At 40.7% G+C, this 15,390-nt stretch carries 15 protein-coding genes; 6 read left to right on the forward strand and 9 right to left on the reverse strand.

Annotated features, from left to right (window positions below; all coding sequences use genetic code 11):
- Positions 1-40 precede the first annotated feature (40 nt).
- The 6 genes from FTU79_RS11165 to FTU79_RS11190 all read right to left on the reverse strand — a co-directional run bounded on the left by FTU79_RS11165 (position 41) and on the right by FTU79_RS11190 (position 5,663).
- A complete protein-coding gene (locus FTU79_RS11165; protein ID WP_168379353.1) occupies positions 41-820 on the reverse strand; it encodes a M48 family metallopeptidase in 780 nt (259 codons plus the stop codon).
- 112 nt (positions 821-932) lie between these two features.
- The gene (locus FTU79_RS11170; protein WP_078194385.1) at positions 933-1,241 is read right to left on the reverse strand and encodes a hypothetical protein; all 309 of its coding nucleotides are present in this window, start codon (positions 1,239-1,241) and stop codon (positions 933-935) included.
- Between the two features lie 97 nt (positions 1,242-1,338).
- Positions 1,339-2,142 (reverse strand): M48 family metallopeptidase, encoded by an 804-nt coding sequence (locus FTU79_RS11175; RefSeq protein WP_078194387.1) that lies wholly within the window; start codon positions 2,140-2,142, stop codon positions 1,339-1,341.
- Between the two features lie 192 nt (positions 2,143-2,334).
- Positions 2,335-3,654, reverse strand: a complete 1,320-nt coding sequence (locus FTU79_RS11180; RefSeq protein WP_180009418.1) for an adenylosuccinate synthase — start codon at positions 3,652-3,654, stop codon at positions 2,335-2,337.
- Positions 3,655-3,720: 66 nt separating this feature from the next.
- Entirely contained in the window at positions 3,721-4,887 is a 1,167-nt protein-coding gene (locus FTU79_RS11185) for an ATP phosphoribosyltransferase regulatory subunit (RefSeq protein WP_168379351.1), read from the reverse strand.
- Between the two features lie 320 nt (positions 4,888-5,207).
- A complete protein-coding gene (locus FTU79_RS11190) occupies positions 5,208-5,663 on the reverse strand; it encodes an Lrp/AsnC family transcriptional regulator (RefSeq protein ID WP_180050086.1) in 456 nt (151 codons plus the stop codon).
- A 142-nt stretch (positions 5,664-5,805) separates the two neighbouring features.
- On the opposite strand from FTU79_RS11190, the gene FTU79_RS11195 reads away from it, so the two are divergent.
- Together FTU79_RS11195 and FTU79_RS11200 are read left to right on the forward strand one after the other, a co-directional pair.
- On the forward strand, positions 5,806-6,552 hold the full coding sequence (locus FTU79_RS11195) for an AzlC family ABC transporter permease (protein WP_180050088.1): 747 nt from the start codon (positions 5,806-5,808) through the stop codon (positions 6,550-6,552).
- Positions 6,549-6,848 (forward strand): AzlD family protein, encoded by a 300-nt coding sequence (locus tag FTU79_RS11200; RefSeq protein WP_180003989.1) that lies wholly within the window; start codon positions 6,549-6,551, stop codon positions 6,846-6,848. The genes FTU79_RS11195 and FTU79_RS11200 overlap by 4 nt, the downstream gene beginning before the upstream one ends.
- Positions 6,849-7,006: 158 nt before the next feature.
- Here the strand turns inward: FTU79_RS11200 and FTU79_RS11205 are convergent, their stop codons facing one another.
- Positions 7,007-7,309: a hypothetical protein gene (locus FTU79_RS11205; protein WP_168379360.1), complete on the reverse strand. Its 303-nt coding sequence runs from the start codon at positions 7,307-7,309 to the stop codon at positions 7,007-7,009.
- A 200-nt stretch (positions 7,310-7,509) separates the two neighbouring features.
- Positions 7,510-8,538, reverse strand: coding sequence for a type I glyceraldehyde-3-phosphate dehydrogenase (locus FTU79_RS11210; protein WP_180042042.1), 1,029 nt, complete (start codon positions 8,536-8,538; stop codon positions 7,510-7,512).
- Between the two features lie 262 nt (positions 8,539-8,800).
- On the opposite strand from FTU79_RS11210, the gene FTU79_RS11215 reads away from it, so the two are divergent.
- The 4 genes from FTU79_RS11215 (at position 8,801) to csrA (ending at position 14,668) form a co-directional block, all read left to right on the forward strand.
- The gene (locus FTU79_RS11215; RefSeq protein WP_180027215.1) at positions 8,801-9,529 is read left to right on the forward strand and encodes a hypothetical protein; all 729 of its coding nucleotides are present in this window, start codon (positions 8,801-8,803) and stop codon (positions 9,527-9,529) included.
- Between the two features lie 314 nt (positions 9,530-9,843).
- Positions 9,844-12,537 (forward strand): alanine--tRNA ligase, encoded by a 2,694-nt coding sequence (gene alaS / locus FTU79_RS11220; protein ID WP_180050091.1) that lies wholly within the window; start codon positions 9,844-9,846, stop codon positions 12,535-12,537.
- A gap of 346 nt (positions 12,538-12,883) precedes the next feature.
- A complete protein-coding gene (locus tag FTU79_RS11225) occupies positions 12,884-14,164 on the forward strand; it encodes an aspartate kinase (protein WP_078189079.1) in 1,281 nt (426 codons plus the stop codon).
- Positions 14,165-14,413: 249 nt separating this feature from the next.
- Positions 14,414-14,668, forward strand: a complete 255-nt coding sequence (gene csrA / locus FTU79_RS11230; RefSeq protein WP_078189080.1) for a carbon storage regulator CsrA — start codon at positions 14,414-14,416, stop codon at positions 14,666-14,668.
- A gap of 91 nt (positions 14,669-14,759) precedes the next feature.
- Here csrA and rnhB read toward each other — a convergent pair whose 3' ends face one another.
- Positions 14,760-15,329 carry a ribonuclease HII gene (rnhB, locus tag FTU79_RS11235; protein ID WP_180050094.1) on the reverse strand — a complete coding sequence of 190 codons (570 nt, stop codon included), beginning with the start codon at positions 15,327-15,329 and terminating at the stop codon, positions 14,760-14,762.
- Positions 15,330-15,390: the final 61 nt, after the last annotated feature.

Raw genomic sequence — 15,390 nt, forward strand, 5'->3', positions numbered from 1 at the left:
CACGGCCTGCTTTTTAAAACGGATAATTAATTCTTATGAATTAACGACGTTGGTTATAAACCTGCTGCGCTGCTGGTAGATTTTTACGCATCGCTTCAATACGTTGTGAGTTTGATGGATGCGTAGACAGGAATGATGAACCTCCCGCACCTTCAAGCTTGTTCATTTTTTCCCAAAGTGTAATCGCCGCTTGTGGGTTATAACCTGCACGTGCCATTAACATTAAACCACCTTGGTCAGCACGGCTTTCTAGAGAACGTGAATACGGTAACCCTATACCGATTTGACTACCTAACTGCGCAGCAGCAGTGCCCAATTGACCGACATTATTGCCTGCGGCACTTAAACCAATATTCAGCGCAAGATCCGTTAAAGCTTGAGCACCCAATTTACTTTTTGCATGTTCTTCAAGAGCATGGACCATTTCATGTCCCATAACCGCTGCAATTTCTGCATCAGTTAAATTTAGTTTATTGACGATACCTGTATAAAATACAACTTTACCGCCTGGAGCTACAAAGGCATTGACTTGATCAGATTTCATGACCGCCAATTGCCATTGGAACGCTTGACCCGTTTGGTTCATTTGGTCTGCATAAGGACGTAGTTTTTGGAATACAGTATTAATGCGCTTATATGTACTCGAAGAGGTATCGAGCTGATTTTTAGAACGCGCATCTGTCACCATTTTGTTATAACTTTGTGTTGCTTGCGCGTTCAATGTAGCAGTATCCGCTCCTGCCATATCTGCCACTGTCGCACAGCCCGAAATCGTCATTACACCGGCCATACACAGGCTCGTTAAAATTATTTTTTTCATTAAGGCTACTCCAGACCATTAAAATATAAGTGAATTTATGGATATTATATTCTTATGGTTTGGAGCTTAAAACGAAGTTGTAGCGACTTATAATAGTATTTATGTAATTTTTTTAAGCCGAAAATTGAAGAACCAACCAATAGATTAAACAAACCACATTCAAGCCCAAATACACATGCATTAATGGCTTAATTTTTTCTTCTAACTGCACATTTTTTCGCTTAAAAAATAAGACAGCATTTTGTATCAAAACTATGGGCACAAGAATACAGGCAATAATCACCGACAACCCAATCAGGGCTTGATAAATTAATTGTGGATCTTGAGTTTGGGCACGAATGATCATCATAGCAATAGTGGGTGCTCCCCCCATCGCAAATAATAAAGAATAAAAAATGGTGGTCGAAATATTCTTTTGCATCCTGCACTTCTCTTCCTAATTCAAATTGCATTTTAGCAACTCAACACAAAGTGTGTAGCGTACTAAAATGCAACTTTAGTCTTGAAAACCGCAGATATTAACGACGTACACTCGAAGGTGTCGCATTTTTATAATATTGCTGCGCTTCCGGCATCATTTTTTGCATAGCAGCAATACGGTCATTATTGCTTGGGTGTGTAGACATAAATTTGCTCAGTGCGTCGTTGCCACTGTTATCATTCGCATTCATTTTTTTCCACAATGAAATCGCCGCTTCTGGATTGTATCCAGCCTTTGCCATCATCACTAGGCCACCTTTATCCGCGCGACTTTCCAAATTACGTGAATACGGCAAGCCCACACCAAATTGACTCCCCAAGTCAAGCAAGGTTGCACCATAGCCGCCTGCAGCATTGCCTACATATTGTGAACCGATACTCACCGCAAGATTGGTTAGTGCTGAAGCGCCAATTTTATTTTTTGCATGTTCTTCTAAGGCATGAACCATTTCGTGACCCATGATTGCAGCGACTTCATCATCCGTAAGTTTGAGTGTTTCGACGATTCCTGTATAGAAAACAACTTTGCCACCGGGTGCGACATAGGCATTGATTTCTTTAGACTTGATCACGGCAACTTTCCAATCAAAAGCCTGACCCGTTTGATTCATCTGATCTGCAAATGGTTTCATTTTCCAGAAAACACGGTTTACTTTTTGATAAGTCGCAGACTTGGTATCGAGCACTTGTTTGGTCTGTGCGTCTTTCAGCATTGCGTTATAAGACTGTGTTGCCTGTAAGTTCAAAGATGCAGAATCAGCACCTGCAAGATCAGCAATCGTGGTACAACCTGATAAAGAAGCTGCTACGGCAAAGCATGCCAAAGATTTTTTATAATTCATCATGATCTCTAGTTATTTATAAAGAGTGTCAAATATATACAAAAAATTGACTGACTCAATATTTTTATGCTTATTTTTTCAAAATCTTTATTTTTCCATCATTTAAATTTAATCAACTTTTTTGAAGTTGTATTCTTCGTTATATAAAAAAGCCCCGCTTTCGCGAGGCTTTTACATCTTAATTCAACAACATTATGCGTCGAATGGATGACGTAATACGATTGTTTCATCTCGGTCTGGACCAGTTGAAATGATGTCGATTGGACATTCAATCAATTGCTCTAAACGTTTCACGTAGTTAATTGCATTTTGTGGCAATTGATCTAGTGATTTCGCACCGAAAGTAGACTCAGACCAACCTGGCATAGTTTCGTAGATCGGTTTTAAAGTTTCAAATGCAAGCGCATCAGAAGAACCTACACAACCAGAATCAGCTGCTTCGTAACCTACACAGATTTTCACTTCTTCTAAACCATCTAGAACGTCTAGTTTAGTTAAGCAAATACCAGAAAGTGAGTTTACTTCTACTGAACGACGTAGAATTTCAGCATCGAACCAACCACAACGACGTTGACGGCCAGTAGACGCACCAAATTCAGAACCCACTGTACCTAAGTGTTTACCGATTGCATCACCAACATCGTTAGCAGCATCATAAACAAGTTCAGTTGGGAACGGACCAGCACCTACACGAGTTGTGTACGCTTTAGTAATACCCAATACATAGTCAAGGTGTAATGGACCAAGACCTGAACCTGAGCTTACGCCACCAGCAGTCGTATTTGAAGAAGTAACGTACGGATATGTACCGTGGTCAACGTCAAGAAGTGAACCTTGCGCACCTTCAAACATGATTTTCTTACCTGCTTTACGGTAAGCATGAAGTTCGCCAGTAACGTCCATCACCATAGGTTCGATGACTTTACGCCATTCGTCACATAGAGCGATTATATCTTCAACTTTAACGGCTTCAACACCGAAGAATTGAGTCAATTGGAAGTTATGGTATTCAAGAAGCTCTTCTAGTTGAGCTTTAAGATGAGCACCACCACGAACCAAGTCAGCAACACGGATTGCACGACGAGCCACTTTGTCTTCGTATGCAGGACCGATACCACGACCTGTAGTACCAATTTTCGCATTGCCACGTTTTTTCTCACGTGCTTGGTCAAGGGCGATATGGTGTGGAAGGATCAATGGGCAGTTTGGAGAAATACGTAGACGTTCACGTACAGGCACGCCTTCTTTTTCTAAAACTTCCATTTCGTGGATTAAAGCTTCAGGTGATAAAACAACACCATTACCAATTAAGCACAATACGTTGTCACGTAAAATACCAGATGGAATGAGGTGTAAAACAGTTTTCTTACCACCAACCACAAGTGTATGACCTGCGTTGTGTCCGCCTTGATAGCGAACTACCGCAGCCGCTTGATCTGTGAGCAGGTCGACGATCTTACCTTTACCTTCGTCGCCCCATTGGGTACCAAGTACCACAACATTCTTGCCCATAATAGCCTCATTGCATCATGCTGTTAAAATTGGAAAAAACGTGTGTGCCCGCAGGCACATCCGAGATTAAATTTGTTTGATTGTCCACTCGCCATTTGCATTCACCAACTGGTGCGTTGCATACGGTGCTGAGCTTAAATCATCATTACCTAACAATTGAACAACACTGAATCCTTCGGTACGTGCTGCCTCAATTGCCTTTAATAAATCTGCTTCGATGCCTTTTGGTGCAACCAAAACTTGGTTTTTCTGAACTTGACCTGCAGTTAATGCATATAGATCACAAGAGAAACCTGTCGCTGGACGCGCGCGACCGAAGTGTTCACCAATACCGTCATAACGACCACCTTGAGCCAATGGCGCAGCACGGTTTGGTGCATATACGGCATACATTAAACCAGTGTGATAATGATATGAACGAAGTTCTACAACATCGATACCAATGTGTAGATCAGGCCAACGGGCTTGGATTGCCGCTTGAGTCGATTTCACTGCATCAAAAGCCAGTTTAAATGCTTCATTTGCCAATACATCAGCCGTTAAATTGGCTTGCAATGCATCTAAGTCACTTGCAAAACGACCTAATGTATAGAAGTCAGCACCATTTGGAATGCTTTGTGTGAATTCAGCAAGTTCAGGTAGCGCTTTACGTTGATACAAGTCAGATAACTGACGTTCAACCGCTTTACTCAAGCCAGCTTGTTTTACCATGCTGCGGAATAAACCGACATGCCCTAAATCAAGATGGATACCATCTGCATGACCTGCTTTAGCAAGCAAGTTGATCATGACATCAATCAGTTCAACGTCAGCATCAATGCTGTCTGAACCAAATAATTCTGCACCTAACTGTAAAGGTGCACGTGTGGTATTAAAACCCTGTGGCTTAGTATGTAGTACTGTACCAGCGTAGCAATAACGAGCTACACCTTCGACAGGATGTACATGCGCATCAATACGAGCCACTTGTGGTGTCATATCGGCACGCACACCAAGCAAACGACCTGAAAGTTGGTCGATCACTTTAAAAGTGGCTAAGTCTAAATCTTGATTCGATTCTGAAAGAGAAGATAGAGATTCGATGTATTCAATGAATGGCGTGTACACCAACTGATAACCTCGAGATGCGAGGAAATCTAATGCTTCACGACGCAAAGATTCAATCACTTGCGCCTGTTCTGGCAGTACATCAGCTACACCATCAGGTAATAACCATGTCTCTGAAATGGGCATGTTGTAAACCTAAATTCTTGTCAGCGCGGAACAAATCCGCATAAAAAAATCGGGAGCACACCCGATTTCTCCTAGTTTAGCACGATAGTTTTACGCTTGCACACGACTTTTTCATAAAAGATGCTTCAGCATTCATTACTTCATCCACAGCTTTAACTTTTACAACTAAATCCATGTTTATGCTTCTATTTTAAAATCCTATGAACGTTATTTTTTAACCATTTGATAAAAAATAATAAGCATTCTACTTTCTATAGATGAAGTTTTAAACAAAGTTATAAATATGATCAGGCTCAATAACTTCATTTAAGACTAGAGCATCAATCCAAAGGAAGCGCTGTGGTTAGTTTAACAGCCTGTAACGGTATCTCTGTTTTTACATTTTGCACACTGGCGATCTGCGTTAAATGATGAATCTGAAACTTTCGATAGGCTTCTAAATCTGCCACGACGATACGTAAGAAAAAGTCACAATCCCCTGCCATGAGTTGACATTCAACCACTTCAGGCATCGTTTGAATCGCTGCAACAAAATCATTCACGGTTTTTGCATCTTGACCTTTTAGCCAAATCCGAGCAAATACCGTTAAACTTAAATTCAATTTTGACTGGTTCAGTAAGGCGACATATTTTTCAATATAGCCTTCATCTTCTAGTTGCTTGACCCGTCTCAAACATGGCGAAGGCGATAAACCAACAAGTTGGGCCAATTCATTATTTTGTAGTTTTCCATTTTGCTGTAATGCTTGCAAAATGCGTTTATCTATCTGATCCATCAATAAAGGCACTAAATTTCACAATAATCTTTATTTTAGCAATTTCATTGCACAATAAAAGCAATCTTCCATAAAATAGCTGCCAAATGCTGCTCAGATATCCATAAAATATTGCTTTCGATCTCGCTTCATGGAAAACGTCATGTTGATGTTTAGACAAAGTACACTCAATCATACCCATTCAGAGCATTCTATTGAGTTTAAACGAGGTCTAAAAACATCTATTCCAATGCTGCTGGGCATTATTCCTTTTGCATTAGTTCTGGGTGCTCAGGCAACACATAAAGGCTTTTCTAGTTTAGAAGTTCCGCTTTTGACTGGTCTTAACTTTGCAGGTGGTTCTGAATTTGCCATTTTGCAAGTTTGGACCAATCCCCCTAATATTCTCATGCTGATGTTTATTACGTTTTTAGTGAATAGTCGGCACCTATTAATGGGGGCGAGCCTTGTCCCGTATTTACGACATCTCCCGAATCGCACGGTTTATACCGCTTTATTTTTTATGTGCGATGAAAGTTGGGCCGTAGGTTTGGCCGATGCGCAAAAAAAATCTAATGCTTTGGGAATTCAGCGCGCCTTTAGTTTAATGTTCTATGCAGGCTTATGCTGTGCTCTATATTTGATGTGGGTCGGCTTTACCACTTTAGGAGCAATGATCGGACCGATACTTGGCGATATTAGTCGACTTGGTTTTGATATGGCCTTCCCTGCTGTATTTCTTGTTTTACTACGTGGCATGTGGAAAGGCTTTAAAGCGGCACGTCCATGGCTGGTCAGTTTGATTGCCGCATCTCTGGCTTATTTGTATCTCCCTGCGGGCTGGTATGTTCCGATTGGCGCAGTTACGGGTATTGCTTCTGCATTTTTCCTAATTGGAGATGATGTATGATCCACTCTAGCACCCTGATCGCGATTCTATTTATTGCCTTAACCACTTACCTGACCCGTATCTTGGGTTATGTGTTACTGAAAAACCGTAGCCTCACCAACAAACAACGTCAAATTATGGAAGTTGTTCCCGGCTGTGTGTTGATCTCAGTGATCGCGCCTTATTTTGTTAAAGATAATCCTGCTGATTTGATCGTGATGGCCATTACCCTATTTGCAGCATCACGTTTTTCATTATTGCCTACCGTTGTGATTAGCATGCTTTCAGCAGCCGTGTTAAGACAAATTTTGATTTAGTCCCATACGATCATATGTTGAAAAACGCGTGAACTACGATTTGAACCCAATGACAATAAATATTGAGAATCATCTTATTGGATAAAAAAATACCCATACCTTGAGATTACATGCTTCATGCAGATATCGAGCTATGGGCAGTCTTCTTTATCTTTCGATTAGCTTTGATCGGTTTTGACAACTTTTGCCAAAATGTTCACCAATTCTGCATTTTGCAATTCAACTTGCTGTAATTTGTGAGTGGTTTGATCTAATACTTCTTGCTGGATATGCATTTTCTTTGCAAGGTCTTGCATAATTTCCAAGGTCTTTTTCAGGTTGGCTTCTAGATGCACCACTTTTTCTTCAAGTGGCAAGGTTTCATGCGCGGTAGATTGCGATACGTCACGATTAAACTGTAGCCAAATTAAAAATATAACCGCCAGCGCCAATAATAAAATAAATCCCCAAAGTAACATCAACATCATGCTCAATACTCTTTATATATTTCTTTGACTTTCATCTTAAACAATAAATCGGCTGTGCTTGAATATTTTTTAAAGTTTTTCAATATTTTCGAGATACATCAACGACATTACGCATGATTTTTCATCTAATTTTAGAAAATAAAAAAACACCTACAAGCTAGTAGATGTTTTCTATATTGGATAAGTTTGAATTTTTATAAAGAGTGAAAACTTTCACATAAATCGAGCAAGCGGTTCGCATAGCCCCATTCATTGTCATACCATGCGAAAACTTTTGCTTGCTTTCCTACCACCATGGTTTGATTCAAATCGACAATCAATGAATAAGGTGAATGATTAAAATCACTTGAGACCAAGGGCTCATCGGTTACTGACATAATTTCATGATAATCAAAACGTGCAGCTTTGCTTAACACTGCATTTAACTCATGCTTGGTGATAACTGATTGAGACACAAAACTTAAATCGATTGCAGCAACATTGATAGTCGGCACACGAATCGAATAGCCATCGATTCGATCTTCCATTTTCGGCATGACCCGTTTCAACGCACCCAGAGCTGAAGAGGTTGTTGGAATAATATTTTGACCTGAAGCTCGCGCACGACGTAAGTCACGATGTGCATGATCCAATACAGACTGATCCGCAGTCACAGCATGAATTTCTGTCATGAGTGCTGTGTCTATACCAAAGGCATCATCAATAATTTTGACTAAAGGCACCAAAGCCTGCGTGGTACACGACACACTCGAAATAATTTGATCCGTCGCTTTGACTTCATGATGATTAACACCATACACAATCGCAGCATCAACACTGTCAAACGGCGCAGCACCAATAATCACACGTTTGGCACCTGCACCAATATGCTGTGTGGCTGCCTCTCGCGATCTAAATAAACCTGTACATTCGAGTACCACATCGACATTCAGTTGCTGCCAAGGCAAAAGACTCGGCTGTGCTTCATTTAAAACTTGCACTTTGAGATGCGCTTGAGCACAAGAGATATCTAGAAAAATAGCGCCATCTTGTTCAAGAATTTCGACTTGGCCTGCAAAACGACCATGCGTGGTGTCATATTTAAACAAATGCACCATGGTTTCCACATCAGCGACATCATTTATGGCAACAATTTCATAATGAAATTCTTTTGGATTTTCAAACCAAGCGCGTAATACATTGCGTCCGATTCGACCAAATCCATTAATTGCCACTCGCTGCATGACTTACCCTTCATTTTGAAACAGTTATAAAGCGCTTATATATTAAAGGATTTCAACAATAATTCGTAATCATTAATTCTCTTAATACTTATTAAAATGGGTGTTGAGTGAAAATATTCAAAATAGCTTTTCGACTTTATAATGAAGAAAAATATTCTATAGACTATAAATCACAATGATGAAGCAAACACTACAACCATTTTATTTGTTCTGGCAAAAGCTTAAACCTACAAAGCTCTTTTACGCTTCCATCTCAATATTTTTGATATTTTTATTAGGTTCAACCGAGACTACAGCGCAAATATATCAACACTGTTCATCAGCGGAGATACAAAAATTACAACGCCTATTCTCAGACGATAATTCCTCCAATGCCAATGAACCTGTATTTCAGGACTGCATTCAACTTCAGCATAGTCGTCGATTATTAGCCCTTTCTAGTAATGCGACTGACGTGATTCAGGACAATGCGGGCAATTATGATCTAAAGCTTTATCTTATAGATAAAGGCACATTTCAAGTACTAAAAGTATTTAAGTCACCTAAAGGCATTGTGCCTACGACACGTTTAGATAATGTTCAATTTGATCTCACTCCCTATGCAAAAGATCAGGACTTGGTGGGTATTGCTTTAAAACAATCGCACATAGGCGGTATTCATTCATCAAGACGATTGCTTTACCTTTATGCCATTCAAACTGATTCAAAAATTTTAGCTGTCTTAAATGGACTAATGACCAACTACAACAGCAGTACACAAAGTGCTTGTGATGACTGGAATACTGAAGAATTGAAGCGCACCTTACACATCAGCAATCAAACCCATAAGGGCTTCCCTATTTTCCTAATCAAAGAGTCGAGCATTAGCAGCCATTACAATCACAAAAACTGCAAAGCGTCCGCTGAACATGACCAAGGTCGTTATCAGCTCAAATTTAATGGCAAGGAATACCCCATTCAACACATAAAAAAGACAGATCCTGACTTATAAGCTGATTAATTCACGCCTTTAAAATTTGAAAATGCGTTTAGGATTTAAGTAAAATTTCATCTTAAATTTATAAATAAACCAAAGTACCATTGAGTAAAAACTGCCAAAATTTTCACAACCATAATGAAAATGAATCAATTCAAATGAATTATATAAAAAGTCATATAGTTCATTGAAAATCATTGGTCGCTACACCTTTTTCCGTTATAATTTAGCGTTTTTAAATTTTATGTCAGCATCTCAAGCCAGCTTTAAAATTTTGTAAGACTTGCTTGATAGGCTATTACCAAATCGAAATTAGGAGAGACTTGGTTGTGAGTACTCGTTTTATGACATCAGCTGAAATTCGCGAAGCTTTTTTAAGCTACTTTGAATCGCAAGGGCATACACGTGTCGCGTCGAGTTCTCTGGTACCTGCCAACGACCCAACACTATTGTTCACAAATGCTGGTATGAACCAGTTTAAAGACTGCTTCCTTGGTCTTGAAAAACGTGACTACGTTCGTGCAACTTCTTCACAAAAATGTGTCCGTGCTGGCGGTAAACACAACGACTTAGACAACGTTGGTTATACAGCACGTCACCACACATTCTTTGAAATGTTGGGTAACTTCTCATTTGGTGACTACTTCAAACGTGATGCCATCACATTTGCTTGGGATTTCTTAACCAACGAAAAATGGTTAGGTCTGCCAAAAGATAAACTTTATGCCACTGTTTACCATACAGATGACGAAGCATTTGATATCTGGAACAAAGAAATTGGTCTAGACGCTTCACGCATTATCCGTATTGGTGACAACAAAGGCGAAAAATACGCTTCAGATAACTTCTGGGCAATGGGCGATACAGGTCCTTGCGGTCCATGTTCTGAAATCTTCTTTGACCATGGTGACCACATTTGGGGCGGCTTACCGGGCACTCCTGAAGAAGATGGCGATCGTTTCATCGAAATTTGGAACAACGTATTCATGCAGTTCAACCGTACTGCTGATGGTGTTCTGCATGCCCTTCCTGCACCTTCTGTAGATACAGGTATGGGCCTTGAGCGTATTTCTGCAGTTTTACAGCATGTAAACTCAAACTACGAAATTGACCTATTCCAAAACCTACTTAAAGCTGCTGCTGAAATCATTGGTTTAGATACCACTGAACTTGAAGCAAAAGCACAAGCAGAAAACAAACCAGTTGAATACCCTGCTTCACTTAAAGTTGTGGCTGACCATGCACGTTCTTGCTGCTTCTTGATTGCAGACGGTGTTAACCCGTCTAACGAAGGCCGTGGCTATGTACTTCGCCGTATTATCCGTCGTGCAGTACGTCATGGTAACAAATTGGGTGCAACAGGTTCATTCTTCCATAAAATGTTGCAGCCGCTGATCGACGTGATGGGCGCTGCTTATCCTGAGCTTGCTGCACAGCAAGCACGTATCGAAGCACAGCTTTTGAAAGAAGAAGAACAATTCGCAAAAACTTTAGAGCAAGGTTTGAAATTGCTTGAAGGCGAATTGGCTCAACTTAAAGGTTCAGTGATTCCAGGCGAAACTGTATTTAAACTTTACGATACTTACGGCTTCCCGACTGACTTAACAGCAGACATTGCACGTGAACGTGATTTAACGATTGATGAAGCTGGTTTCGAAGTCGAAATGGCGGCTCAACGTCAACGTGCGCGTGATGCTGGTAAATTTGCTGTCGACTACAACTCAATTGTCAAAGTTGAAGGCGAGACTCAATTTGACGGCTATGACGCAACTCAAGGCCAAGGTCAAATTGTTGCAATCTACAAAGACGGCGAACAAGTTGATGAAGTTTTTGAAGGTGACGAAGCACTAATCGTTCTAAACCAAACTCCGTTCTATGCAGAAAGTGGCGGTCAAGTTGGCGATACAGGTATCTTCAAAAACGAAACTGGTATTTTTGAAGTTCAAGACACCAAAAAATCAGGCGGCGCATTTGTACACCAAGGCATCGTGACCATGGGTAACTTAAAAGCGGCTCAAGCGGTTGAAGCGATTGTTAAAGCAGATATCCGTGCAGCAACATCGCGCAACCACTCTGCGACTCACCTGTTGCATGCAGCGCTGCGCCAAGTTTTGGGTACGCACGTACAGCAAAAAGGCTCATTGGTTGCCAGCGAACTTTTACGTTTTGACTTTGCCAATGATCAACCTGTTTCATTTGAACAGCTTCAAGAAATTGAACGCATTGTCAATGCCGAAGTGATTGCCAATACGGCTGTTTCAACTGAACTTTTAGACATCGATGCTGCTAAAGAAAAAGGCGCGATGATGTTGTTCGGTGAGAAATACGGTGACGAAGTACGTGTACTTTCAATGGGTACAACCAAAGATGAGAAAAATTTCTCTATCGAGCTTTGTGGTGGTATTCACGTAAAACGCACAGGCGACATCGGCCTATTCAAGATCACTTCTGAAGGCGGTGTTGCTGCAGGCGTACGCCGTATTGAAGCCGTTACAGGCACTAAAGCTGTTGAAGCTGCGCAAAAAGCTGATCGTGACATTCATGCAATTAATGACTTGCTGAAAGCGCAAAAAGATCAAACTTTAGAAAAAGTTGAAGCTTTATCTCACACTGCGTCTAGCCTGCAAAAACAAATTGAACAATTGAACCAAAAATTAGCAAGCTTCCAAGCCGCTGAGTTATTGAGTCAAGTTCAAGAGATTGCTGGCCGCAAAACATTAATCACTACCGTTCAAGGTGTAGATGCGAAATCACTTCGCAACTTGCACGATGGTGTGAAATCTAAGTTAGACAATGCTGTGATCGTGATCGCAGCGGTTGATGCCGACAAAGTGAGCCTGATTGCTTCGGTTGCTAAAGAATACACTGCTGCTGTAAAAGCAGGTGACATCATCAAACACCTTGGTCAAGAGCTTGGTGGTAAAGGTGGTGGTAAACCTGATATGGCTCAAGGTGGTGCGCCTTATAGCGACAAACTTGAAGCAGTAATGACTGACCTCGTTGCATGGTTAGCTGCAAAATAAGACCAAAAGTCCTATAGCTCAAAGTGACTCACCTCCTTTGAGCAAATCAACAGGTTTAAGCAGTGTGTTTTTTAATGCTGGATCCTGCTTAAACACTGTTGATGCGTGAAAGCGCAAACTCAATCATCATGTTGAAACCAATATTCAACCTCTGGCTAAATGATGAAAATGGAGTCTAAAAGGCTGGGTTCATGTGAATCCCCTGCAGACACAAAGTATCTATTTGAACTCCTCCTAACTTGGAGTTCATGAGCTACGTGGTATATTAAAATCGCGCTCAAGTGCGGTCTTAAAATATGTGTAAGTGCTTTAAGTCTTTAGACTTATTTACTTGGTAAGGATAGTTATGGCATTAATCGTTCAAAAATATGGCGGTACCTCAATGGGTACTCCAGAGCGCATTTTAAATGTTGCTCGTCGTGTAAAGCGTTGGCATGATCACGGTCACAAAGTTGTGGTTGTTGTATCTGCAATGAGTGGCGAAACCAATCGTCTACTTGCTTTAGCGAAAGCCATTACCGAAACCCCTGATCCACGCGAATTAGACCAAATGGTGTCTACGGGTGAACAGGTAACGATTTCTATGTTAGCAATGGCACTTAACTCTATTGGTGTTGAAGCTAAATCACTTACAGGCCGTCAAGTCGGTATTAAAACCGACAGCGCATTTACCAAGGCGCGTATTGAAGCGATTGATACAGATGTATTGACTTCAAACCTTGACGCTGGACGTGTCATTGTTGTGGCAGGTTTCCAAGGCTTTGATGCTGAAGGTAACACAACGACTCTAGGTCGTGGTGGTTCTGACACTTCAGGTGTTGCATTGGCTGCTGCACTTAAAGCTGACGAATGTCAGATTTACACAGACGTTGATGGTGTTTACACCACTGACCCTCGTGTCGCTCCAAAAGCGAAAAAAGTTGATCGTATTTCTTTTGAAGAAATGCTTGAAATGGCATCACTTGGTTCTAAAGTCCTTCAAATTCGCTCTGTAGAATTTGCCGGTAAATACCAAGTGCCTTTACGCGTATTATCAAGTTTTGATAATGACGATGATGGCGCATTCGACGAAAACTTTAAACAAAACGTCGGGACACTAATCACCACTGAAGCGGAAGACAACATGGAACAACCAATCATCTCAGGTATCGCGTTCAACCGTGATGAAGCTAAATTAACTATTCTTGGTGTACCGGATAAACCAGGTATCGCTTCAAACATCCTTTCACCAATTGGTGATGCCAATGTTGAAGTGGATATGATTATCCAAAACGTGGAAGAAGACGGTACAACTGATTTCACTTTTACAGTTAACCGTGGTGAATTACCAAAAGCGAAAGCTATTCTTGAAGCGACTGCACAAGAAATTGGTGCACGTGAAGTTGCAACTCGCGCAGACATCGTTAAAGTATCGATTGTTGGTGTTGGTATGCGTTCACACGCTGGTGTAGCAAGCAAAATGTTTACTGCTCTTGCAAAAGAAGGCATTAACATTTTGATGATCTCGACTTCTGAAATCAAAATTTCAGTGATTATCGATGAGAAATACTTAGAGCTTGCTGTACGTGCTCTACACACTGCATTCGGTCTAGATCGTGAAACAGGTGAATCAAGCGCGCGTGCTTAATTAACCTTGCTGTGTGTCAAAATTTGTCATTGTTAGACAGATTTTGAAAAACATCGTAAAAATTCAGAGCCACTATAGTTTTTTTTATAGTGGCTCTGTTATATTAAACCTGAGGATTTTAAAATTTACTCAGTTTGCGACTGTCACAATGATTGTTTCAGATGCACTGCTAAATTTTTTTGCTTTTACAAGTTATGAATTTTACATAACAGATCATTTGCAGGTTTTGCATTTTGCAAGGAGAGAAACATGCTGATTCTGACTCGTCGTGTCGGAGAAACATTAATGATTGGAGACCAAGTTAGCGTGACTGTACTTGGTGTTAAAGGTAATCAGGTTCGTATTGGCGTGAATGCTCCAAAAGAAGTATCTGTTCATCGTGAAGAAATTTACCAACGAATTCAACATGAACGCGCAATGCACGAACATCTCCAAAACATTGATCAAGAATATCAGCCATCTTTTGAAGAAACTGATTATTCACAAAACAACTATAATCGCTAAGATTTAAGTTGTTAAATGATAAAGCGGCTCATTAGGCCGCTTTAAATTTATCTAGAACATGCGTTTACTATATAAGTTCAACTGAGCTTAATTACTGCCCTTCTAGAACTTTACGGACTGGGCCAAAACTGCGGCGATGTTCATCAATCACCCCATACTGCGCAATTGCTTCAAAGTGCGCTTTGGTTGGATAGCCCTTGTGTTTCGCAAAACCGTACTGTGGATATTTTGCATCTAGTTCAACCATTTCATGGTCTCGAGTCACTTTTGCCAAAATACTCGCAGCCGAAATCTCCGGATGAATCGCATCTCCACCCACGACTGCATCGCAGCTCATTGCTAAACCCGTTGGGACTTTATTACCATCGACCAACACGTGTTCTGGTTGTACATTGAGTTTTTCCACTGCACGACGCATTGCAAGTAACGATGCTTGCAAAATATTGATCTCATCAATTTCTTGTGCAGAACTTTCAGCAATCGCCCAAGCTAAGGCTTTTTCTTTAATCTCAATAAATAACTTTTCACGTTTTTTTTCAGTGAGTTTTTTAGAATCGTTTAAACCTTCAATCGGGTTATTTGGATCTAAAATGACAGCTGCCGCAACAACCGAACCCACCAATGGACCGCGACCCGCTTCATCTGCACCAGCAATTTTCATATATCTCTCACTCAAAATAAAATACGACCCTTGATTTAGATTTGCTGATTCACAGCAAAAC

Origin of the sequence: Acinetobacter sp. YH12144 (assembly GCF_013418345.1) — a bacterium.
Taxonomy (GTDB): Bacteria; Pseudomonadota; Gammaproteobacteria; order Pseudomonadales; family Moraxellaceae; genus Acinetobacter; species Acinetobacter amyesii.

What these genes read in the sequence shown, in the direction of transcription:
- FTU79_RS11200 (WP_180003989.1), top strand. Translation starts at nt 6,549, where the DNA reads ATGATCCACTCTAGCACCCTGATCGCGATTCTATTTATTGCCTTAACC.
- FTU79_RS11190 (WP_180050086.1), bottom strand. Translation starts at nt 5,663, where the DNA reads ATGGATCAGATAGATAAACGCATTTTGCAAGCATTACAGCAAAATGGA.
- FTU79_RS11170 (WP_078194385.1), bottom strand. Translation starts at nt 1,241, where the DNA reads ATGCAAAAGAATATTTCGACCACCATTTTTTATTCTTTATTATTTGCG.
- FTU79_RS11185 (WP_168379351.1), bottom strand. Translation starts at nt 4,887, where the DNA reads ATGCCCATTTCAGAGACATGGTTATTACCTGATGGTGTAGCTGATGTA.
- FTU79_RS11175 (WP_078194387.1), bottom strand. Translation starts at nt 2,142, where the DNA reads ATGAATTATAAAAAATCTTTGGCATGCTTTGCCGTAGCAGCTTCTTTA.
- csrA (WP_078189080.1), top strand. Translation starts at nt 14,414, where the DNA reads ATGCTGATTCTGACTCGTCGTGTCGGAGAAACATTAATGATTGGAGAC.
- FTU79_RS11165 (WP_168379353.1), bottom strand. Translation starts at nt 820, where the DNA reads ATGAAAAAAATAATTTTAACGAGCCTGTGTATGGCCGGTGTAATGACG.
- FTU79_RS11195 (WP_180050088.1), top strand. Translation starts at nt 5,806, where the DNA reads ATGTTGATGTTTAGACAAAGTACACTCAATCATACCCATTCAGAGCAT.
- rnhB (WP_180050094.1), bottom strand. Translation starts at nt 15,329, where the DNA reads ATGAAAATTGCTGGTGCAGATGAAGCGGGTCGCGGTCCATTGGTGGGT.
- FTU79_RS11210 (WP_180042042.1), bottom strand. Translation starts at nt 8,538, where the DNA reads ATGCAGCGAGTGGCAATTAATGGATTTGGTCGAATCGGACGCAATGTA.
- FTU79_RS11180 (WP_180009418.1), bottom strand. Translation starts at nt 3,654, where the DNA reads ATGGGCAAGAATGTTGTGGTACTTGGTACCCAATGGGGCGACGAAGGT.
- FTU79_RS11225 (WP_078189079.1), top strand. Translation starts at nt 12,884, where the DNA reads ATGGCATTAATCGTTCAAAAATATGGCGGTACCTCAATGGGTACTCCA.